The following is a 21,960-nucleotide window of genomic DNA, read 5'->3' on the forward strand; positions in this document are numbered from 1 at the left end:
TCACGCCCATGACGAGCCCCGTTGGCCTGACCATCCGCACCCAGGACAGCACGGACCCGGCCGACCGGGCCTGCGTCCGCCGGGTCGTCGAGGGTGCCTTCGGGGAGGAGGGGGCACGGGTGGCCGACCTGGTCGAGGCGCTGCAGTCCTCCGACGCCTTCGCTGACCGCCTCTCCTTCGTCGCCGCGCGGGAGGGCGTGGTCGTCGGCCACGTCATGCTCACCCGCGGGTGGGTGGACGCTGCGCCCCGGCTCGTCGAGGTCCACGTCCTCAGCCCGCTGTCCGTGGCCCCGGAGCACCAGCGGACAGGTGTCGGCGGAGCCCTCGTCGCCCACGCCGTGGCGGCCTCCCGCGCCGCCGGCACCCCCGCGGTCTTCCTCGAGGGAAGCCCGGCCTACTACTCCCGGCTGGGTTTCGAGCCGGGCGCGGCGCACGGCTTCACCTCCCCGAGCGTGCGCATCCCGAAGGCCGCCTTCCAGGTCGTGACGGGCCCGGCGCGCGAGCCGTGGATGACCGGCGCTCTGGTCTACCCGGACCGGTTCTGGGCCATGGACTGCGTCGGGTTGCGCTGACCCCGTCGCCGGTCCATCTCCCGCCACTCCGGCCGCAGCCCCGGCAGCAGCGTGGTGACGAAGTAGAGCCCGCCGGCGACCGCCAGGGCCGGGGAGAGGCCGACCAGCGCGATCGCGGCGCCGGCACTGACCCCGCCCAGCGGGATGCCGGCCCAGCACACGGCGTCGGTCAGCGAGCTGACCCGCCCGATCAGGTGCCGGGGGATGCGCTCGAGCATGACGGCCCCGATCACCGGGTTGATGAACCCGGCGCCGAACCCGGCCACCGCCCCGACCCCGACGAGGACCGGCACCGGCGCGCCGAGGGCCAGCGCCACGTAGCGCGGCGCCCCGCACAGGGTGAAGCCGACCAGGTAGGTCAGCCGTCGGGGCAGCCGCGCCGACCATGCCGTCGCCAGGAGGCTGCCCACGGTCGCGGTCAGGCCGAACGTCGACCCGAGCAGGCCGATCAGCTCCGGGCCGTGGCCGTGGTCGCGCACCCAGACCGGCAGCAGCACGGTGCCGTAGGCCGCGTCGAGCCAGTTCGTCACGGCGACCATCGCGACCGCCGCCCGCAGCAGGGGCTCGGAGCGCAGGAAGTCCCAGCCCTGCCGCAGCCGGTGCAGGTATGCCGCCTCGCTCACCTCCTCGTGGGGCGGGCTGTGCCGCGGCGCTGTGGCTCCGACGAGCAGGGCCGCGACGGCGAAGCTGACGGCGTCGGCCAGCACCGCGCTCACCGGGCCGATGGCGCCGATGAGCACGCCGGCCAGGCCCGGCGCGATGATCGAGGCCGTGCGGTTGGCCGTGCCCTCCAGGCCGGTGATCCGCTCCAGCGCCAGGCCGGTGGCGTCGGCGACCGCCGGCACGAGGGAGGCCTTGGCGGCGTCGCCGGGGCCTCGGGCGCAGCCGAGGACCGCGACCAGGCCCAGCAGGACGGGCAAGGTGAGCTGGCCCGTCGCATACAGCAGGGGGATGAGCCCGGCGACCACGGCGCTGACGACGTCGGCGGTCACACTGACGACGCGTGGTCCGCGGCGGTCGATCAGGGGACCGCCGAGGGCCTTGACCAGGACGTAGGGCGTCAGCTCGAACAGCACGACCAGGCCGGTCTGGGCGGCCGAGCCCGTGGTCGTGAGGACGAACCAGGGCAGCGCGATGGCCGAGACCCGCGTGCCGGCGATCGAGATGACCGAGGCCGTGAGCAGGCCGTAGAGGCTGCGCCGGGAGGGGTGGGTGCCCGTCGCCGGGCCGTCGACCCGGCTCACGACCCGCTGCCGGGAGTGACGAACTCCTGCAGCTGCAGGGTGACCCGCCTGGCGCCGCGAGGGGCCGGGTCGGGGGAGTCGGCGCCGCGGTAGCGCGCGATGACGGCCTCGAGGTCCTGGAGCAGGGAGGCGGCCTCCTTGGCGGTGAGGCGCAGGCCGTAGTTGCTCAGGGTGGTCGCGTCGTCCCACGCCTTCGGCAGCGTGGGCAGCTCGGCGATCGCCTGACGCATGTTGGAGGCGTAGACCTCCGCGACGGCGCCGAGGTAGGCGCCCTCCACATCCGCGTTGTCCGGGCCGTGGCTGCCCTGCATGTAGGTGCGACGGTGGGCCGCCCTCCACCAGCGGTCCCGGGCGTTGCCCCGCTCCGCATCCTCCACGACGAGGCCGGCGCCCGCGAGCTGGCGCAGGTGGTAGCTGGTGGCGCCGGTGTTGACGCCGACGCGCTCGGCGAGCTGCGTGGCGGTGGCCGGGCCATGCGCCCGGAGCAGGCTGAGCAGACGCATCCGCAGGGGGTGGGCCAGGGCCTTCATCGCCGAGGCGTCGAGGACGAGGTCGCGCTCGGGGTCGGGTTCGAAGCTGCGTGCCATGGGTCGAGGGTAGATCGCAAAGATGTATTTGCAAAGAGAGTTGTGCAAAGTTTCCGCGGAGATCCCGAGGGCGCGCCGGGGCGGGGTCTGGGAGTCGGGGTGCTCCCGGCCTCTGTGCGAGACTCGCCCGGTGCGGTTGAGCGACTTCTGGCGGCTGATGGACGACGAGTTCGGGGAGGGCTATGCCCGCTCGCTCGCCCGCGACCACGTCCTCGGGGCACTCGGCAACCGCACTGCGATGCAGGCGCTCGAGTCCGGCATCGGGCCCCGGGAGGTGTGGGTCGCCCTGTGCGACGACATGGACGTCCCGCAGGCCCGCCGGCTCGGCAAGGACCACAAGCCTCGTAAAACTGGTTGATCCCCTGTCGGAGGTCGCCACTAGCGTGGGGTGCTGTGACGGGGACCGATGACAACAGCCTGATCAGCGCTCGCGGACTGACCAAGACCTTCGGCGACTTCACCGCCGTCGACGGCATCGACTTCGGGGTCCGGCGGGGGGAGGCGTTCGGCTTCCTCGGCCCCAACGGGGCGGGCAAGTCCTCGACCATGCGGATGGTCGGCTGCGTCTCCCCGGCCACGGGCGGTGAGCTGCGGATGTTCGGCCAGGACCCCGCCACGCACGGCCCGGACATCCGGGCCCGGCTCGGCGTCGTGCCCCAGCGCGACACCCTCGACGAGGAGCTCACCGTCGAGGAGAACATCTGGATCTACGGCCGCTACTTCGGCCTGTCCCGGCGCGAGGTGCGCTCGCGGGCCACCGAGCTGCTCGAGTTCGCCCAGCTCACCGACCGCGCCGGCTCCAAGGTCGAGCCGCTCTCCGGCGGCATGAAGCGGCGCCTGACGATCGCCCGCTCCCTCATCAACTCACCCGAGATCCTCCTGCTCGACGAGCCCACCACGGGCCTGGACCCGCAGGCACGCCACGTGCTGTGGGACCGGCTGTTCCGGCTCAAGCGCTCCGGGGTGACCCTCGTGCTGACCACCCACTACATGGACGAGGCCGAGCAGCTCTGCGACCGCCTCGTGGTCATGGACCACGGCCGGATCGTCGCGGAGGGCTCGCCGCGCTCCCTGATCGAGCAGTACTCCACCCGCGAGGTGCTCGAGCTCCGCTTCGCCGAGGACGACCACGGCGCCTACGCCGACAAGCTCTCCGGCGTCGGCGAGCGCACCGAGGTGCTGCCCGACCGCCTGCTGGTCTACACCGACGACGGCGACGAGGCCGGCGCGGCAGTCCACCGCCTCGGCCTGCAGCCGCTGTCCTCCCTGGTGCGCCGCTCGACCCTCGAGGACGTCTTCCTGCACCTCACCGGCCGGACGCTGGTCGACTGATGTCCGTCCTCGCCCCGACCGCGACCCGGCCCCAGCGATGGCGACCGGTCTTCGGCTACTGGCTCACGGCCTACAAGCGCACCTGGCGCGGCTCGATCTTCGGCCGGTTCCTCTCCCCGCTGCTGTTCCTGCTGTCCATGGGCCTGGGCCTGGGCAGCCTGGTCAACCACTCCGCCGGCGGGGTGGACGGCGTGCCCTACCTGCAGTTCGTCGTGCCGGGCATCCTTGCGGCACAGGCGATGTGGGTCGCGATGGGGGAGTCGACCTACCAGGTGCTCGGCGCAATCCGCTGGCAGATGCAGTACCACGCGATGCTCGCCACGCCGATCGGTGTCGACGACCTGCTGCTCGGGCACCTCGCCTACGTGGCGGCCCAGGTCACCGGCGCCACGGTCATCTTCATGGCGGTCGGCGCCTGCTTCGGCGCGTGGGCCTCGTGGTGGGTCCTGCTCGCGCTGCCGGTGACCCTGCTGACCGGCATGGCGTTCGCGGTGCCGATCTTCGCCTTCTCCGCCACGCAGGAGGGCGACTCCGGCTTCAACATCCTCTTCCGGTTCATCATCACGCCGCTGTTCCTGTTCTCCGGCACCTTCTTCCCGGTCAGCCAGCTGCCGGTGTGGCTGCGGCCCGTGGCGTGGGTGACCCCGTTGTGGCACGGCGTCGAGGCCAACCGCTCGCTCGCGCTCGGGGTCCCGGACCTGCTGGCGGTGCTGGGTCACACGGCATACCTGCTCGTGTTCATCGCGGCCGGCGCCTGGGTGGCGCGCCGCACCTTCCGGGGGAGGCTCGTCACATGACCGCGCAGGACACGCTCGCCCGCCCGTCGGCCGCCTCGCGGGTGGCGCGGCTGCTGCCGGTCCCCGCGGGGGCCGGCATGGCGCGGATCCTCGTCGAGCGCAACGTCATGAGCTTCCGCCACGGCTGGATCGCGATCATCACCGGCTTCGCCGAGCCGGTGTTCTACCTGTTCTCCCTCGGCATCGGCCTGGGCTCGCTCGTGCGCACGGTCACCACCGACGGCGGGTCGGTGGTGCCCTACGCGCACTTCGTCGCCCCCGCGCTGCTGGCCAGCTCGGCGATGAACGGCGCGGTCTTCGACTCCACGTTCAACGTCTTCTTCAAGCTCAAGTACGCCAAGCTCTACGACTCCGTCCTCGCCACGCCGCTCGGGCCGCGCGACGTGGCGGTGGGCGAGATCGGCTGGGCGCTCATCCGCGGATCCCTGTATGCCGCAGCGTTCCTCGCCGTCGCGGTCGTCGCCGGCACCGTGCACTCGTGGTGGGCGCTGCTGGCGGTGCCGGCCGCGACGCTGATCGGGTTCGCGTTCGCGGCGGTGGGCATGTTCGCCACCACGTTCATGCGCTCGTGGGTCGACTTCGACTATGTCACGCTGGCGATCCAGCCGATGTTCCTGTTCTCGGCCACGTTCTTCCCGCTGGCGACCTACCCGGGGGCGGTGCAGTGGGTGGTTCAGCTGACGCCGCTCTATCACGGCGTCGCGCTCGAGCGGATGCTCATGCTCGGCGAGGTGGGCCCGACCCTGCTCCTGCACGTCGGCTACCTCGTCGTGATGGGCCTGCTCGGCCTGGTCGGCACCGCGCGCCGGATCGAGAAGCTGCTGCTGTCCTGAGCCTGCGCCGTGACGGCCTGCGCCGTGACGGCCTGCGGCCGGTGAGAACGGCCACAGGCCCGGCATCCGGGCGGCTCCGGCCGCTCTCGCGGGCTAGGTTCGCGATGTGGGGAGAGGTTCGGGGGTGTCGTCGGCCGACGTCCTGTCTGCGGTCGAGCGGCGTGCGGCCGCAACGGGATTCGCACTCGACCCTGCCCAGCGCGCCGTCGCTCCGGTCCTCGCCGACCTCGTCGCGGCGGCAGGGTTGGCGGCGGGGCGGGGGTGGCGCCTCGGCGCTCGTCACCGGTGGGGGCGCCTCCCCGGTGGGCGGTCCCGTTCGGGGGTCTACCTGTGGGGTGGCGTGGGGCGGGGCAAGACCTGGCTGACGGATGCAGTCGTCGCGGCCGCGCCGCCTGACCAGGTGCTCCGCGTGCACTTCCACGAGTTCTTCCAGCAGCTGCACGCCGCCCTCGGGCGTCACCGCGGCCGGGCCGGGGCCATGGCCGCCGCGGTCGAGGACCTGCTGCTCGGACGCCGGGTGGTGGCCTTCGACGAGCTGCACCTGCACGACCCCGGTGACGCGATGCTCCTGGCCCCGTTGCTCCGGGAGCTGGTGCGGCGCAGGGTGGTGCTGCTGGCGACGTCGAACTACGAGCCGGAGCAGCTGCTGGCCAACCCGCTCCACCACCACGTGTTCGAGCCGGTCATCGCCCTGATGCGCGAGCACCTGCACGTGCTCGAGGTGGACGGCGGCCGGGACCACCGGGCGACCCGCGTGGGGGTCGCGGATCGGGGCGCGGGAGCGTCGCCGGCGTCCGGAGGGGGTTTCGCGGCAGGCGCGTGGCTGGTCGGTGAGGGCGCGGCATACCTGCTGGAGAACGGGTTCGCTCCGCGCGGCGGAGCCGTGGTGCTGCCGCTGGGCAGCCGGGAGGTGCGGGCGCGCGCGGTGGCCGACGGCACCGTCTGGTTCGGCTTCGAGGAGCTGTGCGAGGGCAGGCTCTCCGCGATCGACTACCTCGACCTCGCGGGACGCTTCACCACGTGGGTCGTCCTCGACGTGCCGCCGCTGGGTGACGCCTCGGAGATGGCGCGGCAGCGGTTCGTTGCGCTGGTCGACGTGCTGTGCGACCGGGACCGACGGCTGGTGCTGGCGGGTGCCCCGGCGCCGGAGACCCTGTTCGGCGGGAGCGACCTGCCGCCGGACATTGCCCGCACGGCGAGCCGGCTGCAGCTGCTCGAGCGAAGTGGGGACGAGCCCCGGCGTGTCGCGCGCCCGGGACTGTCCGTCGAACATCTGTACGGGTAGAGTTGTCCACATGGGGTGGCCCGCAGGTCCCACCGTCCACAGGCTCCGGCCGGGTGGTCGAGGCCTGTCGGTGCCCACACCTAACGTCTGACCCGACAACCGATGAGAGCAACGGTGCGGGTCGAAGGTAGACGGCCGACCCACGAGCAGAAAACACAGGTGTGACATGGCAGCAGCTGGAGCCGACCGCAGCAAGTCCCTTGACGCGGTGATGGCGCAGATCGAGAAGCAGCACGGCAAGGGTGCGGTCATGCGCCTCGGCGACGACGTGCGTCCCCCCATCGAGGTCATCCCCACGGGCGCGATCGCCCTCGACGTCGCCCTCGGCATCGGCGGACTGCCCCGCGGCCGCGTCGTCGAGATCTACGGTCCGGAGTCCTCCGGTAAGACCACGGTGGCGCTGCACGCGGTCGCCAACGCGCAGAAGAACGGCGGCATCGCGGCGTTCATCGACGCCGAGCACGCCCTCGACCCGGAGTACGCCAAGAAGCTCGGCGTCGACACCGACGCCCTCCTGGTCAGCCAGCCCGACACCGGTGAGCAGGCGCTGGAGATCGCCGACATGCTGATCCGCTCCGGCGCCCTCGACATCATCGTCATCGACTCCGTCGCCGCGCTCGTGCCGCGGGCCGAGATCGAGGGCGAGATGGGTGACAGCCACGTGGGTCTGCAGGCCCGCCTGATGTCCCAGGCCCTGCGCAAGATCACCGGTGCCCTCAACAGCACCGGCACCACGGCGATCTTCATCAACCAGCTCCGCGAGAAGATCGGCGTGATGTTCGGCTCGCCGGAGACCACCACCGGTGGCAAGGCGCTGAAGTTCTACGCCTCGGTCCGCCTCGACGTCCGCCGCATCGAGACGCTCAAGGACGGCTCCGACGCGGTCGGCAACCGCACCCGCGTCAAGGTCGTCAAGAACAAGGTCTCCCCGCCGTTCAAGCAGGCCGAGTTCGACATCATCTACGGCCACGGCATCTCCCGCGAGGGTGGCCTCATCGACATGGGCGTCGAGCACGGCTTCGTCCGCAAGGCCGGCGCCTGGTACACCTACGACGGCGACCAGCTCGGCCAGGGCAAGGAGAACGCCCGCAACTTCCTGCGGGACAACCCCGACCTCGCCGACGAGCTGGAGAAGAAGATCAAGGAGAAGCTCGGCGTCGGCCCGCAGGTCGACAAGCCGGCTGACAAGGACGTCCCGGTCGACTTCTGAGCGTCTTCGTGAGCTCCATGAGCGACAAGCACGACACCGCCAGGGCAGCCCTCGAGGCTGCCCTGGCGGCGACGTCCGGGGGATCCGGCGGGGCTGCGCCGGAACCCACACCCGCCTGGCACGACCCCCGACTCGGCTCCTCCGCTCCCGAGTGGGCGCTGCCGGCCCCGGCCGACCAGCGCGCCCGGGACGCCGACGGCAGCGGCACCCGTGTCGACCGCCCGGCGCGGGAGGACAGGGACGGCAGCAACGAGGGCGCCAACCGCGGCGGGTGGGGCGACCACCGCGGTCGCGACGAGGACGGCGGCGAGCGGCGGGCCCGGGGTGGCCGCCGCGGAGGGCGCCGGTCCCGCCGTGGCTCGCAGGTGCCCGCCGACCCCGAGGGTGACCTGCAGGGCCGGGACCACGAGCCCGACCACCGCGACGTGGCGCGCCAGATCGTCCTGCGCCAGCTGGCGATGGCACCGCGCAGCCGCCAGCAGCTCGAGGACAAGCTGCGCCAGCGCAACTGTCCCGACGAGGTGGCCGCCGAGGTGCTCGACCGGATGACCGAGGTCGGACTCGTCGACGACGTCGCCTACGCCGAGATGCTCGTGCGCTCCAAGCAGGCCGAGCGTGGCCTGGCCCGGCGCGCCCTCGCGCAGGAGCTGCGCACCAAGGGCATCGACGCCGAGATCGCCGCCGAGACCCTCGAGGGGATCGACGAGGACGCCGAGCGGGCCCGCGCCCGTCAGCTGGTCGACAAGAAGCTGCGCACCATGCACGGCCTCGGCGTCGACGTGCAGACCCGGCGCCTGGCCGGGATGCTCGCACGCAAGGGCTACTCCTCCGGCATGTCCTACGCGGTGATCCGCGACGCGATCGCCGACTCCGAGGAGTACCTCACCGACTGACCCGGGGCCCACTCCGCCGGTCCTGGCAGCCCGTACCCTTGGAGGCGCCATGACGACGCAGAAGACTTATGACGTGCGCACCCACGGGTGCCAGATGAACGTGCACGACTCCGAGCGCCTGGCGGGGCTGCTGGAGACCGCGGGCTACGTTGACCTCAACAGCCTCGCAGCGGCCGAGCGCCCCGAGGTGGCCGACGTCGTCGTCTTCAACACCTGCGCCGTGCGCGAGAACGCCGACAACAAGCTCTACGGCAACCTCGGCCAGCTGCGTCCGGCCAAGACCCGCAACCCCGGGATGCAGATCGCCGTCGGCGGCTGCCTGGCCCAGAAGGACCGCTCCACCATCGTGGAGAAGGCGCCCTGGGTCGACGTCGTGTTCGGCACCCACAACATCGGCGCGCTGCCGGCGCTGCTCGACCGCGCCCGGCACAACAAGGCCGCCGAGGTGGAGATCCTCGAGAGCCTCGACGTCTTCCCCTCGACGCTGCCCACCCGCCGCGACTCCGCCTACAGCGCCTGGGTGTCGATCTCGGTGGGCTGCAACAACACCTGCACGTTCTGCATCGTCCCGAGCCTGCGCGGCAAGGAGATGGACCGCCGCCCCGGCGAGATCCTCGCCGAGATCGAGGCACTCGTCGCCCAGGGCGTCGTCGAGGTCACCCTGCTCGGCCAGAACGTCAACACCTACGGCGTGGAGTTCGGCGACCGCCTGGCCTTCGGCAAGCTGCTGCGCGCGTGCGGCCAGATCGAGGGTCTGGAGCGGGTCCGCTTCACCAGCCCGCACCCGGCCGCGTTCACCGACGACGTCATCGCCGCCATGGCCGAGACGCCCAACGTCATGCCGAGCCTGCACATGCCGCTGCAGTCCGGCTCCGACCGCGTCCTCAAGGTGATGCGCCGCTCCTACCGCAGCGAGAAGTTCCTCGGCATCCTCGACAAGGTCCGCGCCCAGATCCCCGACGCGGCGATCACCACCGACCTGATCGTCGGCTTCCCCGGTGAGACCGAGGAGGACTTCGCCGACACCCTCGAGGTCGTGCGCCGGTCCCGCTTCTCCAGCGCCTTCACGTTCCAGTACTCCATCCGCCCCGGCACGCCCGCCGCGACGATGGAGGACCAGATCCCCAAGGCCGTCGTGCAGGAGCGCTACGAGCGGCTCATCGCCGTCCAGGAGGAGGTCTCCTGGGCCGAGAACCGCACCCTTGAGGGGCGCACCGTCGAGGTCCTCGTGGCCACCGGTGAGGGCCGCAAGGACGCGGCCACCGAGCGCATGTCCGGTCGCGCGCGCGACAACCGCCTCGTCCACTTCTCCGTGCCCGAGGGTGCCGAGCGCCCGCGCCCGGGCGACGTGGTCACCGTCGAGGTCACCTACGCCGCCCCGCACCACCTCGTCGCCGACTCTGGGGTGCAGGGCGGCGCCTATGCCGTGCGCCGCACCAAGGGCGGCGACGCCTGGGAAGCGTTGCAGGACAAGGGTCCTGCGGCCAAGCCTGCCGTCGCCCTCGGTATGCCGTCCCTGGGCAAGCCGTCCACGCCGCCTCCCGCGGCCCGAGCCTGCGGCTGATCGGCGCCGTCGATGATCGTCTCCGCCGCGGTGGTCCCGTGGCCGCCCGCCCTGGTCCCCGAGCTGATGGGCCGGGCCGCCTCAGAGCTCGAGCCGCTGCGCCATGCGGCGGACCGGGCCCTGTCCGGCCTGCTCGGAGCCCGCGATGCCGCCTCCGCAGGTGCGGCCGACCCCTCCAGTGCTGCCGGTGACGGTGGTCCCGCAGCGATCCGGCGCGTCGTCGTGGTCGCCCCGGGGGAGCCGGCCGAGCACGCCGCCGCCGGCGAGCTGAGCTTCGCCGACTTCGGCCGCGACGTGCGGGTGCCTGCCCTGCCCGGGGCCGGCGGGCCGGTGTCCGCGGACCTACCCACCCCGGTCATGGTCGCCCGCTACCTCGCCAGCCGGGTGTCGACCTGCGACGCCGGCGTCGCCCGGACCTGGGCGGCCGCCCGGTGGCTGACCGTCGACGAGGCAGGTGCCCCGGCACTGGCCGAGACGCTGCGCGACGACCCCGAGCCGATCGCCCTGCTGCTGCTGGTCGACGGCGCCGCCAGCCACGGCCCGAAGGCCCCGCGGGCGGAGGACTCCCGCGCCGGCGCGTTCGATGAGTCCGTCGCCGACGCGCTCGCTGCCGGCGACGCCGGGCGACTGGCCGCGGTCGACCTCGACCTGGCCCGCGAGCTCGGCGCCGAAGGCGCCTACCTGTGGCCGTTCCTGGCCACAGCCACAGCCACAGCCACCGCCACGGCTGCGGCGTCAGCCACCGCCACGGCCGCGGCAACGACGGCAGCGGATCGCTGGCAGGGGGACGTGCTCTGGCGGGGCGAGCCCTACGGCGTCGGCTGGACCGTCGCCCTGTGGCGTCGTGGCTGAGCGCCGCGCCCCCCAGCCGTCCTCGGTGATGCCGCTCGTCGCCGTCGTCGGCCCGACCGCCAGTGGCAAGTCCGAGCTGGGACTTGCCCTGGCCGAGCGGCTCGGCGGCGAGATCATCAACGCCGACGCGATGCAGCTCTACCGCGGCATGGACATCGGCACGGCCAAGCTCCCCCTGGCCGAGCGCCGGGGGATCCCGCACCACCAGCTCGACGTGCTGGACGTGCGCGAGGAGGCGAGCGTCGCGGCATACCAGCGGGAGGCCCGAGCCGACGCGGCGGCGATCCGGGCGCGCGGGGCGGTGCCGATCTACGTCGGAGGCTCCGGGCTCTACCTGCGCGCGGCGCTGGATCGCCTGGAGATCCCACCGACCGACCCGGCCGTGCGGGCCCGCCTCGAGGGCGAGCTGCACGCGATGGGCGTCGCCACGATGTACAAGCGGCTCAAGGGCTCCGATCCCGTTGCGGCGCGGTCGATCGAGCCCAACAACGGCCGTCGGGTCGTGCGTGCCCTCGAGGTCATCGAGCTCACGCACAAGCCGTTCTCGGCGACCATGCCGACCCGGGAGCACCTCGAGCCGACGGTGACGATCGGGCTGCACGGCCCCCGGCCCGAGCTCGACGAGCGCATCGCCGCCCGCGTGCACCGGATGTGGGACCAGGGCCTGCTCGAGGAGGTCGTCGGGCTCGACCGTGTCGGCCTGCGCGAGGGACGCACCGCCAGCAAGGCGCTCGGCTACAGCCAGGCCCTGGCGCACCTCGACGGCACCCTGACGATGGACCGGGCCATCGAGGACACGATCGTCGCGACCCGCAAGTTCGCCCGGCGGCAGGAGTCGTGGTTCCGCCCGGACGAGCGGATCACGTGGCTGCCGTGGGGCACTCCGGACCTGCTCGTGCGTGCCCTGGAGGTTCTGCGCGCGCGACTGGTGGACAATGGCGCGCGATGACTGACAACGGCCTGCGGTTCTCCAAGGGGCACGGCACGGAGAACGACTTCGTCCTGGTGCCCGACCTCGACGGCACCCTCGACCTGTCCGTCGAGCAGGTGCGCCTGCTCGCCGACCGCCGGGCCGGGATCGGCGGCGACGGCGTGATCCGGGTCGTGCCGACCGACCTGGCCGACGAGGCCCACGTGCGCAGCCAGGGCGGTCGTGCCCGGTGGTTCATGGACTACCGCAACGCCGACGGCAGCTCCGCCGAGATGTGCGGCAACGGCACCCGCGTGTTCGCCGCCTACCTTCGCCGGGAGGGGCTGGAGACCGCCGACGAGTTCGAGATCGCCACGCGCGCCGGGGTCAAGACGATCCGCGTCGAGGGCCACCTCTTTGCCGTCAACCTCGGCGACTGGAAGATCGCCGACCCCGACGCCGCCCTGGCCGACGGCTACGACGCGCTCGTCAAGGTCGCCCACCACGACCCGATGCCCGGTCTCAGCCTGGACCTGGGCAACCCCCACACCGTCGTGGCGCTGCCGGACACCGCCGACCTCGAGAGCCTCGACCTGACCAGAGCCCCCGAGGTCAACCCGCTCCCGCCGCAAGGCACCAACGTCGAGTTCGTCCGCCCGCTCGGGCCCGGTCACATCGCCATGCGGGTCCACGAGCGAGGCGTGGGCGAGACCCGCTCCTGCGGCACCGGTGCCGCGGCCGCTGCCCTGGCCACGCGCTGGTGGGCGGGGGAGAGCGCCGACAACGACGTGTGGCGGGTCGACGTGCCCGGCGGCACGTTGCGGGTGCGTGCGCTGCCCGGCCAGCAGGTCGAGCTCGCCGGCCCGGCCGTGCTCGTGGCCGACGGGGTGCTCACCCTCGGCTGACGCGCCATGACCGGCGGCAGCTCCTCTGGCAGGCCCCGCGGCAGGGTGGCGTCGGCATGACCGAACCGCACCGCGGACCCGACCCGCGGGACCCCGCGGACGAGGCCGTGCAGGCCGTGGACGCAGCCTTCGCCGCCACGCCCCGCACCCGCTTCCTGCCGCCGGCACAGCACCGGTTCGCCGCGCTCGACCTGCCGCTGCCCATCGGGCAGGGGCAGACCTGCTCCCAGCCCTCGACGGTCCGGCGCATGCTCGAGCTGCTCGACGTCCGCCCCGGCCACCACGTGCTCGACGTGGGGGCGGGATCGGGCTGGACCACCGCGCTCCTGGCCCGGCTCGTCGGGCCGTCCGGCACCGTCGTCGGGGTCGAGCTCGAGCCCCTCCTCGCGGAGCAGGCCGCCGCCCGCGTGGCCGCCACCGGCCTGGGGTGGGCACGGGTCGAGCAGTCCGTCCCCGGCCGGCTCGGCTGGCCCGCGGCGGCCCCCTACGACCGGGTGCTGGTCTCCGCCGCGGCCGAGACGATCCCGCAGGACCTGCTCGCCCAGCTGGCGGAGGAGGCCGTGATGGTCCTGCCCGTGGCCGGCCTGCTCACCCGCGTCGCGCTCTCGCCCGGCGCGGAGCCCGAGGTCACCACCCACGGCCACGTCCTGTTCGTGCCACTGCGCTGAGCCGGGTCGTGCGGCTGCGCTGAGCGGCGTGTGCTCCGTGCTGCTGAGCCGCTTCCGGGTGCGGGGGAGCGGGGCCGCGGCTAGCGTCCCGATATGACCCGGTCGTCCCACGTGCCCAGATCTGTCCTGTTCGCCGGTCTGGCGGCTGGCAGCCTGTGTGTCGGGCTGCTTGCCCCCACCAGCGCCGTCGCCCAGAGCGCCACCCACGAGCGTGGCGGGGCCCGGCCCGCGCCGCAGCAGCCCAAGGTCCCCGTCATGACCGGCTCCGGCGGCGCCGTCGCCTCGGTCGACCGGGACGCCAGCCAGGTGGGGCTAGACGTCCTCGCCCGGGGCGGCAACGCGGCCGACGCCGCGGTGGCCACCGCCGCGGCGCTGGGCGTCACCGAGCCGTACAGCGCCGGCATCGGCGGTGGCGGGTTCCTCGTCTACTACGACGCCAGGAAGCACATGGTGCGTACGATCGACGGTCGCGAGACCGCGCCGAAGTCGTTCACCGACAAGACCTTCACCAACTCCGACGGCTCGCCGATGGACTTCAACACCGTCGTGAACTCCGGGCTGTCCATCGGCGTCCCGGGCACGCCCGCGCTGTGGGCCAAGGCCGCGCACGACTTCGGCACCCGCAGCTTCGGCGACCTCATGGCCCCGGCGGAGTTGTTGGCGCGCAACGGTTTCGTCGTCGACCAGACCTTCCACGACCAGACCGCGGCCAACGCGGCGCGGTTCAGCAAGTTCCCTGAGACCGCCAAGGTCTTCCTCCGCGACGGCCAGGCGCCGGCGGTCGGCTCCACCTTCACCAACCCCGACATGGCCAAGGCCTACGCCGAGCTGCGCCGCCACGGGGTCGACTCGGTCTACCGCGGCGCCCTGGGCGCCGCCATCGCCGCCGAGGCCCAGCACCCGCACACCGACGGCAGCACCGTCATGGGCGGGCAGATGACGCGAGGCGACCTCGCGGCATACCGCGCCCTGGGCAAGGACCCGATCCACTCCACCTACCGCGGACTGGATGTCTACGGCATGCCGGTGCCGAGCTCCGGCGGCATCACGATCGCCGAGATCCTCAACCTGCTGCATGCGTACGAGAAGCAGACCGGCGTGCCGCTCAAGGACGTCAGCAATCTCGACTACCTGCACCGGTTCAGCGAGGCGTCGGCCACGGCCTTCGCCGACCGCAACCGCTGGATCGGCGACGTGTCGGGCGTGCCGGTCAAGGAGCTGACCAGTACGGGCTTCGCCGCCGAGCGGGCCTGCGGGTTCGACCCGGCCAAGGCCCAGCCGCGGCCCATCGCGTTCGGCAGCCCCGACGGCAGCTACACCAGCTGTGCGCCCGGCCACACCGCCCAGGCCCAGCCCTACGAGGGCCTGTCGACCAGCCACCTCGTGACGGCCGACCGGTGGGGCAATGTCGCCTCCTACACCCTGACCATCGAGCAGACCGGCGGCTCGGGCATCACGGTGCCGGGCTGGGGCTTCCTGCTCAACAACGAGCTCACGGACTTCGACTTCACCCCGCTGACGGCCGGCGTGCCCGACCCGAACCTGCCCGGCTCCGGCAAGCGGCCGCGCTCGTCGATGAGCCCGACGATCCTGCTCAAGGACGGCAAGCCGTTCCTCACGGTCGGCTCGCCCGGCGGCGCCACGATCATCACCACCGTCGCGCAGGTGCTCACCGAGTACCTCGACCGCGGGATGCCGCTGGTGGACGCCATCGCCGCGTCGCGGCTGTCCTCCCGCAACGGCAAGGAGGGCGCCGAGCCGGCGATCCTGAACGGCCCGGACGGGGCTGCGCTCACCGCGATGGGCCACACGCTCACCTCGGCCGGCAACCCGCCGGAGATCGGGGCGGCCACGGCGATCCGGACCTTCGGGCGCGACTGGTTCCAGGCCGCAGCCGAGACCAGCCGCCGCGGTGGTGGGTCAGCGATGGTCCTGCGCGCGGCGCACAGCTAGCACGCGGAACCCCTTCGAGGTCGCGTAGCGCTCGACGGTGAACTCGCCCGGCCACCGGTCGGCGAGCTCACCGTCGAGCCACTTCTGCAGCGAGTCCGAGCCGAGGTTCTTCTGCACGACGAGGTATGCCGTGCCGCCGTCTTCCAGCCGCGGCAGCCAGGTCAGCAGCATCTCGTGCAGGACGGCCTTGCCCACCCGGATCGGCGGGTTGGACCAGATCGTCGTGAACCGGACGTCCGAGGGCACCTCCTCGGGGGTGCAGGCGTGGAAGGACCTGACTCCGATCGAGCGGGCGTTGTCGGCGGCCAGCGCCAGCGCGCGCCGGTTGACGTCGACCGCCCACACGGTGGCGTCGGGGGAGCGCAGGCCCAGCGTCAGGGCGATCGGGCCCCAGCCGCAGCCGAGGTCGAGCAGGTGGCCGGTCGGCGAAGGGGCCGGGGCTTCCTTCAGCAGCACGGTCGTGCCGATGTCGAGCCGGTCGGGGCAGAAGACCCCCGGCGCGGTGTGCACGGTCACCCGGCGACCGGCGAGCTCGACGTCGAGGGTGCGCCGCTCGGCCGCGCTGGCCGGCTCGGCGGTGAAGTAGTGGTCGTGCGCGTCGGCGGTGCTGTGGTCGCTGCTCATCACCGCACACGGTAGCGACGCGGCGACCACCACCCACGCGCCGAGGTCGTCGAGACCCCGTGCTCCGTTCAGGCCGCTTTGCTCCGTTCAGGCCGCTTCCGCGGCCCGGATCGTGCCTCGGAAGCGGCCTGAGATGAGCAAACCGGCCTGGGGTGAGCACGGACGGCTGGGTGACGACACGGCACGCCGGCATAAACCCCGGGCCGGGGTGGTTTGAAAAGGTGTCGCCCGCCTCCCGGAAGGGGTGGGACCCTAGGGAGAACATGACGAACGAACGCACTGACCTTTTCGAGTTCCGCGCTACCGCCCTCGCCGACGACGACTCGTGGCACGAGCAGGACGCGGACTTCCGTTTTGACGGGGACCAGCTCGACCGGGAGGAGCGCGCGGCCATGCGCCGCGTCGCCGGCCTCTCCACCGAGCTGGAGGACGTCACCGAGGTCGAGTACCGCCAGCTGCGCCTCGAGCGCGTCGTGCTCGCGGGCGTCTGGACCGAGGGCAGCGTCGAGGACGCCGAGAACTCCATCCGCGAGCTCGCCGCCCTCGCCGAGACCGCCGGCTCCACCGTGCTCGCCGGCGTGATCCAGCGCCGCCAGCGCCCCGACGCCGCGACGTTCCTCGGCTCGGGCAAGGCCGAGGAGCTGCGCGACATCGTCGTCTCCGAGGGCGCCGACACCGTCGTCTGCGACGGCGAGCTGACCCCGGGCCAGCGCCGCGCGCTGGAGGACGTCGTCAAGGTCAAGGTCATCGACCGGACCGCGCTGATCCTCGACATCTTCGCCCAGCACGCCAAGAGCCGGGAGGGCAAGGCCCAGGTCGAGCTGGCCCAGCTCCAGTACCTCCTGCCGCGCCTGCGTGGCTGGGGTGAGTCGATGTCCCGCCAGGCCGGTGGCCAGGCCGCCGGCGGTCAGGGCATGGGCTCGCGTGGTCCCGGTGAGACCAAGATCGAGCTCGACCGGCGCCGCATCAACACCCGCGTGGCCAAGCTCAAGCGCGAGATCAAGGACATGAAGACCAACCGCGACACCAAGCGGTCGAGTCGTCGCCACCACGGGGTGCCCAGCGTGGCCATCGCCGGCTACACCAACGCCGGCAAGTCCTCCCTGCTCAACCGGCTCACCGGTGCCGGGGTCCTCGTGGAGAACCAGCTGTTCGCCACCCTCGACCCGACCGTGCGCCGCGCCGAGACCGAGGACGGCCGGGTCTACACGCTTGCCGACACGGTCGGCTTCGTCCGCGCGCTGCCCACCCAGCTCGTCGAGGCGTTCCGCTCCACGCTGGAGGAGGTCGGTGACTCCGACCTGCTGCTGCACGTGGTCGACGGCTCCCACCCCGACCCCGAGGGCCAGATCACGGCCGTGCGCGGCGTCCTGTCCGAGGTCGGCGGTGACAAGATCAAGGAGGTCATCGTCGTCAACAAGGCAGACGCCGCCGACCCCGAGGTCCTCGACCGGCTGCGTCGCCACGAGAAGCACTGCGTCGTCGTCTCGGCCCGCACCGGCGAGGGCCTGGACGAGCTGCGGGCCCTGATCGCCGAGGAGCTGCCGCGGCCGGACATCCCGGTCACCGTGCTGCTGCCCTACGACCGGGGCGATCTGGTCAACCGCCTCCACCGCGAGGCCGACGTCATCGAGAGCGAGCACACCGAGCACGGCACCCGGGTGCACGCGAAGGTGGGCCCGACCCTGGTCGGTGAGCTCACGGCATACGCCGTCTGAGACGGGCCGGCCGGGACAGGCCGGTATGACGGGTGGGGACGGGCGCTGCGCCCGTCCCCTTCGTCGTCCGTGGGCGTGGGGACGGGGCGGGGGAGTGGGTGCGGGGCACTAGTCTCGGGGCCATGGCCCGCCCTGATCTCGACGCCCTCCTGCACGCCGCCGTCCAGGGCGTCGGCGGCGTCGAGCGGCCCGGCCAGGTGCAGATGGCGCACGCGGTCGAGCACGCGATCGAGGCCGACGAGCACCTGCTCGTGCAGGCCGGCACGGGCACCGGCAAGTCGCTGGCCTACCTCATCCCGGCGGTGGCGCACGCGTTCGACAAGTCCAAGCCCGCCGTCGTCGCGACGGCCACGCTCACGCTGCAGGCACAGATCGTCGACCGCGACATGCCGCGCCTGGCCGAGGCGATCGCGCCGATCCTGGGCCGCAAGCCGACCTACGCGCTGGTCAAGGGCCGGCGCAACTACTTGTGCCAGCACAAGCTCGTCGGCGGGTTCCCCGAGGACGAGGAGGAGGGCCTGCTCTCGGTCGGACAGGTCGACGCCAACCTCTCGCGGCTCGGTGCCGAGGTCGTGCGGCTGCGCGAGTGGTCCGAGGTGACCCAGTCCGGCGACCGCGACGAGCTGGTCCCCGGCGTCTCCGAGCGGGCCTGGCGGCAGGTGTCGGTGTCGGCGCACGAGTGCCTGGGCAGCAAGTGCCCGGTGGTCACGGAGTGCTTCGTGGAGCAGGCACGGGAGGCCGCGCGCGGGGTCGACGTCGTCGTGACCAACCACAGCTTCATGGCGATCGACTCCTTCGAGGGCCGGCAGATGCTGCCCGAGCACGACCTGCTCATCGTCGACGAGGCGCACGAGCTGGTCGACCGGGTCACCTCGACCGTGACCGACGAGCTGACCGCGTCGATGATCGCGGCGGCCGCCAAGCGGGCCGGCCGGCTGGCCCAGACCGAGCCGGTCACCGAGGCCTCGGTGCTCTTCCAGGGGATCCTGGACGACCTGCCCGAGGGGCGGCTCATGGGCCTGCCGGACACGCTCTCCCTGGCGCTGACGCGGGTGCGGGACACGGCGCGGGCGGTGCAGACCGAGCTCAAGCCCGCGAAGCCGGAGGACAACGACGGTGCGCGGCAGGTGGCGCGCGCCGCGATCGACGAGATCCACGAGAACGCCGAGCGCATCCTCGAGGGCCGCGAGCTCGACGTGGTGTGGGTCAGCCGCGACCCGCGTCGCGGCTCCGTGCTGCGGGTCGCGCCGATGAGCGTGGCGATGCTGTTGCGCGACAAGGTGTTCGGCGACCGGACCGTGGTGATGACCTCGGCGACACTGGAGCTCGGCGGCACCTTCGACGCCGTCGCCGGCACGCTCGGCCTGCGCGGCGAGGGCTCGCCGGACTGGCAGGGCCTGGACGTGGGCAGCCCGTTCGACTACCCCAAGCAGGCGATCGCCTACGTCGCCAAGCACCTGCCGGCGCCGGGGCGCGACGGCATCGCCGACGCCACGCTCGACGAGATCGAGGAGCTCATCCGTGCCTCGGGCGGGCGGGCGCTGGGCCTGTTCTCCTCGATGCGGGCCGCGGTGGCGGCGACCGAGGCGATGCGCGAGCGGTTCGGCGACGAGATCGACTTCCTGTGCCAGGGCGAGGACCAGACGGCGACGCTGGTGCGCCAGTTCGCCCGCGAGCCCGCGACCTGCCTGTTCGGCACGCTGTCGCTGTGGCAGGGCGTCGACGTGCCGGGCTCCTCGTGCCAGCTCGTCATCATCGACCGCATCCCGTTCCCGCGCCCGGACGACCCGCTGGCCTCGGCGCGCTCGCAGGCGATCGCCCGCATGGGCGGCAACGGGTTCATGGCCGTCTCCGCGACGCACGCCGCCCTGCGCCTCGCCCAGGGCGCCGGCCGGCTCGTGCGTCGCGGCGACGACCGGGGCGTGGTCGCCTTCCTCGACTCCCGCATGATGACCGCGCGGTATGCCGGGTTCCTCCAGCGCTCGCTGCCCCCCTTCTGGCCCACGACCGACCGGGCGATGGTGCTGGCGGCGCTGAAACGGCTCGACGAGACGGCGCCCGCGCCGCTGCCGGTCCACGAGCCGGCGCTGCGCGGCATGGCCGGTGCGGTAGAGGGCACGTCGATGGCGCAGGCGTCCCGGCCGGTGGCCCCGGCGCCGCCGGTGGCTCCCTCGCCGCGCACGGCCGTCACCCAGGGCCGGGCCTGGTCGGGCGAGGAGGACGAGGAGCTGCGCGACGGCGTCGACGCCGGGCTCGACCTGGCCGAGCTGGCCGACCACTTCGAGTGCGAGCCCGAAGTGGTTGCGGCGCGCCTGTCGCTGCTGGGCCTCGAGCTCTCCGACGCGCCGCGGATGTCCTTCGACTGACTGTGCTCTTCCGTGGCCGGTTTGCTCATTTCAGGCCGCTCCCAGCCGCCGCAGAGGGTGGCAAAACCGGTCTGAGTCGAGCAAACCGGCCTGAAATGAGCACGAGGCTCTGGTGCGGGCGCGGCCTGTCGTGGCGGCGTGAAAGGGTTGGCCCCGTGACGATCGCTGCCCCCGCGACTGCCGTCCCGGCATACGTGCTCATCTCCGGTCCCGAAGGGGTCCTGGCCGAGCGCGCGCTGGCCTCCACGCTGGAGGCGCTGCGCGGGGCGCAGCCCGACATCGAGGTGATCCGGCTCGCGGCGCAGACCTACAGCGCCGGTCAGGTGTCGATCCACGCCAGCCCGAGCCTGTTCGGCGGCGCCAAGGTGATCGTCGTGCAGGACCTCGACGAGGCGGGCGAGGAGCTGCAGGAGGACCTGCTGGCGCTGCTCGCTGCGCCCGTGGACGACCTGTGGCTGGTGGTCACCCACAAGAGCGGGGCGCGCGGCAAGAAGGTCCTGGACACGCTGAAGAAGTCCGGTGCGCGGGTGCTGGAGTGCCCGGCGATCAAGACCGACCGCGACAAGTCCGACTTCATCACCCACGAGTTCCGCGCCGCGCGGCGCAAGGCGACCCCGGACGCGGTGCGGGCGCTGATCGAGGCGGTCGGCAAGGACGTGCGCGAGCTCGCGTCGGCGGCGGCCCAGCTGGTCGCCGACACCGAGGGCGTCATCGACGAGTCGGTCGTGCAGCGCTACCACGGGGGCAAGGTCGAGGCGACCGGCTTCCGGGTGGCCGACGCGGCGGTGGCCGGGCAGGCGGCCGAGGCCCTGCGGCTGCTGCGCCACGCGATCTCCACCGGGGTCGACCCGGTGCCGATCGTGGCCGTGCTCGCCAGCCAGCTGCGCCAGCTGGTCAAGGTCGGCTCGGCCGGGCGGGGGTCCAGCGCGCAGCTGGCCAAGAGCCTGGGCATGGCGCCGTGGCAGATCGACAAGGCACGCCGGGCGCTGACCGGCTGGGACGGCGAAGGCCTCGGCCACGCGATCCAGGCAGTGGCCGCGGCGGACTTCGAGGTCAAGGGCGGCGGTCGTGACCCGGTCTACGCGGTGGAGCGGGCGATCCTGACCATCGCGCAGTCGCGCCAGGGTCGCTGACGTCCGGCGTCGGCCGCGCGTTTTGGCCGCCGGGTGTGCACGCTGCTAGATTTGGTGGTCGCGTGCGCGCCTAGGTCGTGTGCGCACGTCGCTTTACCCAGCGCGGCTCAACCACGGGTGCCCCACGCCCAGTCCCGAGACGCGCTGCCGCCCTCAACGGCAACACCGACCTGTCAGAACTTCCAGAAAGAGTCCTCGTGGCAAACATCAAGTCCCAGATCAAGCGGATCAAGACCAACGCGGTGCGTACCGAGCGCAACCGCGCGGTCAAGAGCGAGCTTCGCACGTGGATCCGCAAGTTCCGTGAGGCTGCGGCCACCGGCGACGCCGCCGCGGCCAACGACGCCCTGAAGGTTGCGTCCACCAAGCTGGACAAGGCCGTCTCCAAGGGTGTCATCCACAAGAACCAGGCGGCCAACAAGAAGTCGGCCATGGCCAAGAAGGCTGCGTCTCTCTGACCCGGCCGGTCTGAAGTCTGAGCGCGAGGGCCGCCACCCGGGAGGGTGGCGGCCCT

The 21,960-nt window shown here is 72.7% G+C and carries 21 protein-coding genes; 18 read left to right on the forward strand and 3 right to left on the reverse strand.

What is annotated here, in order from left to right; translation table 11 throughout:
* Positions 1–8: 8 nt before the first annotated feature.
* Positions 9–572, forward strand: coding sequence for a GNAT family N-acetyltransferase (locus tag AC3ANM_RS18375; protein ID WP_488285855.1), 564 nt, complete (start codon positions 9–11; stop codon positions 570–572).
* On the opposite strand, the gene AC3ANM_RS18380 is transcribed toward AC3ANM_RS18375, so the two are convergent.
* Positions 527–1,816, reverse strand: coding sequence for an MFS transporter (locus AC3ANM_RS18380; RefSeq protein WP_488285856.1), 1,290 nt, complete (start codon positions 1,814–1,816; stop codon positions 527–529). The two genes, AC3ANM_RS18375 and AC3ANM_RS18380, sit on opposite strands and share 46 nt — an antisense overlap.
* On the reverse strand, positions 1,813–2,403 hold the full coding sequence (locus AC3ANM_RS18385) for a winged helix-turn-helix domain-containing protein (protein ID WP_488285857.1): 591 nt from the start codon (positions 2,401–2,403) through the stop codon (positions 1,813–1,815). The genes AC3ANM_RS18380 and AC3ANM_RS18385 overlap by 4 nt, the downstream gene beginning before the upstream one ends.
* Before the next feature lie 130 nt (positions 2,404–2,533).
* Here AC3ANM_RS18385 and AC3ANM_RS18390 point away from each other — a divergent pair, with 130 nt between their 5' ends.
* The 13 genes from AC3ANM_RS18390 (at position 2,534) to ggt (ending at position 15,605) form a co-directional block, all read left to right on the forward strand.
* On the forward strand, positions 2,534–2,761 hold the full coding sequence (locus AC3ANM_RS18390) for a DUF3046 domain-containing protein (RefSeq protein ID WP_488285858.1): 228 nt from the start codon (positions 2,534–2,536) through the stop codon (positions 2,759–2,761).
* 35 nt (positions 2,762–2,796) lie between these two features.
* The gene (locus tag AC3ANM_RS18395) at positions 2,797–3,735 is read left to right on the forward strand and encodes an ABC transporter ATP-binding protein (protein ID WP_488285859.1); all 939 of its coding nucleotides are present in this window, start codon (positions 2,797–2,799) and stop codon (positions 3,733–3,735) included.
* A complete protein-coding gene (locus tag AC3ANM_RS18400) occupies positions 3,735–4,532 on the forward strand; it encodes an ABC transporter permease (protein ID WP_488285860.1) in 798 nt (265 codons plus the stop codon). The genes AC3ANM_RS18395 and AC3ANM_RS18400 overlap by 1 nt, the downstream gene beginning before the upstream one ends.
* Positions 4,529–5,365, forward strand: a complete 837-nt coding sequence (locus AC3ANM_RS18405) for an ABC transporter permease (protein WP_488285861.1) — start codon at positions 4,529–4,531, stop codon at positions 5,363–5,365. Before AC3ANM_RS18400 ends, AC3ANM_RS18405 begins: the two co-directional genes overlap by 4 nt.
* Positions 5,366–5,489: 124 nt before the next feature.
* On the forward strand, positions 5,490–6,650 hold the full coding sequence (gene zapE, locus AC3ANM_RS18410) for a cell division protein ZapE (RefSeq protein WP_488285862.1): 1,161 nt from the start codon (positions 5,490–5,492) through the stop codon (positions 6,648–6,650).
* A gap of 166 nt (positions 6,651–6,816) precedes the next feature.
* A complete protein-coding gene (gene recA / locus AC3ANM_RS18415) occupies positions 6,817–7,860 on the forward strand; it encodes a recombinase RecA (protein WP_488285863.1) in 1,044 nt (347 codons plus the stop codon).
* A gap of 17 nt (positions 7,861–7,877) precedes the next feature.
* Positions 7,878–8,753, forward strand: a complete 876-nt coding sequence (locus tag AC3ANM_RS18420) for a regulatory protein RecX (protein WP_488285864.1) — start codon at positions 7,878–7,880, stop codon at positions 8,751–8,753.
* 49 nt (positions 8,754–8,802) lie between these two features.
* A complete protein-coding gene (gene miaB, locus AC3ANM_RS18425) occupies positions 8,803–10,317 on the forward strand; it encodes a tRNA (N6-isopentenyl adenosine(37)-C2)-methylthiotransferase MiaB (protein WP_488285865.1) in 1,515 nt (504 codons plus the stop codon).
* Between the two features lie 12 nt (positions 10,318–10,329).
* The gene (locus tag AC3ANM_RS18430; protein ID WP_488285866.1) at positions 10,330–11,169 is read left to right on the forward strand and encodes a class III extradiol ring-cleavage dioxygenase family protein; all 840 of its coding nucleotides are present in this window, start codon (positions 10,330–10,332) and stop codon (positions 11,167–11,169) included.
* A 28-nt stretch (positions 11,170–11,197) separates the two neighbouring features.
* Positions 11,198–12,118, forward strand: coding sequence for a tRNA (adenosine(37)-N6)-dimethylallyltransferase MiaA (gene miaA, locus AC3ANM_RS18435; RefSeq protein ID WP_488287980.1), 921 nt, complete (start codon positions 11,198–11,200; stop codon positions 12,116–12,118).
* A complete protein-coding gene (gene dapF, locus AC3ANM_RS18440) occupies positions 12,115–12,984 on the forward strand; it encodes a diaminopimelate epimerase (protein ID WP_488285867.1) in 870 nt (289 codons plus the stop codon). Before miaA ends, dapF begins: the two co-directional genes overlap by 4 nt.
* A gap of 56 nt (positions 12,985–13,040) precedes the next feature.
* Entirely contained in the window at positions 13,041–13,652 is a 612-nt protein-coding gene (locus AC3ANM_RS18445) for a protein-L-isoaspartate O-methyltransferase family protein (RefSeq protein WP_488285868.1), read from the forward strand.
* Between the two features lie 93 nt (positions 13,653–13,745).
* The gene (ggt, locus tag AC3ANM_RS18450) at positions 13,746–15,605 is read left to right on the forward strand and encodes a gamma-glutamyltransferase (protein WP_488285869.1); all 1,860 of its coding nucleotides are present in this window, start codon (positions 13,746–13,748) and stop codon (positions 15,603–15,605) included.
* Here ggt and AC3ANM_RS18455 read toward each other — a convergent pair.
* Positions 15,573–16,229, reverse strand: a complete 657-nt coding sequence (locus AC3ANM_RS18455) for a class I SAM-dependent methyltransferase (protein WP_488285870.1) — start codon at positions 16,227–16,229, stop codon at positions 15,573–15,575. The genes ggt and AC3ANM_RS18455 overlap by 33 nt on opposite strands.
* Positions 16,230–16,492: 263 nt before the next feature.
* On the opposite strand from AC3ANM_RS18455, the gene hflX reads away from it, so the two are divergent.
* From hflX to rpsT, 4 genes are all read left to right on the forward strand, one after another.
* A complete protein-coding gene (gene hflX, locus AC3ANM_RS18460; protein ID WP_488285871.1) occupies positions 16,493–17,947 on the forward strand; it encodes a GTPase HflX in 1,455 nt (484 codons plus the stop codon).
* A gap of 122 nt (positions 17,948–18,069) precedes the next feature.
* Positions 18,070–20,313 (forward strand): ATP-dependent DNA helicase, encoded by a 2,244-nt coding sequence (locus tag AC3ANM_RS18465; RefSeq protein WP_488285872.1) that lies wholly within the window; start codon positions 18,070–18,072, stop codon positions 20,311–20,313.
* A gap of 155 nt (positions 20,314–20,468) precedes the next feature.
* Positions 20,469–21,446: a DNA polymerase III subunit delta gene (gene holA, locus AC3ANM_RS18470; RefSeq protein ID WP_488285873.1), complete on the forward strand. Its 978-nt coding sequence runs from the start codon at positions 20,469–20,471 to the stop codon at positions 21,444–21,446.
* A 197-nt stretch (positions 21,447–21,643) separates the two neighbouring features.
* Entirely contained in the window at positions 21,644–21,904 is a 261-nt protein-coding gene (gene rpsT / locus AC3ANM_RS18475; RefSeq protein ID WP_488285874.1) for a 30S ribosomal protein S20, read from the forward strand.
* The last annotated feature ends 56 nt before the right edge of the window (positions 21,905–21,960 follow it).

The organism is Oryzihumus sp. JJN4-3R, from assembly GCF_057747915.1.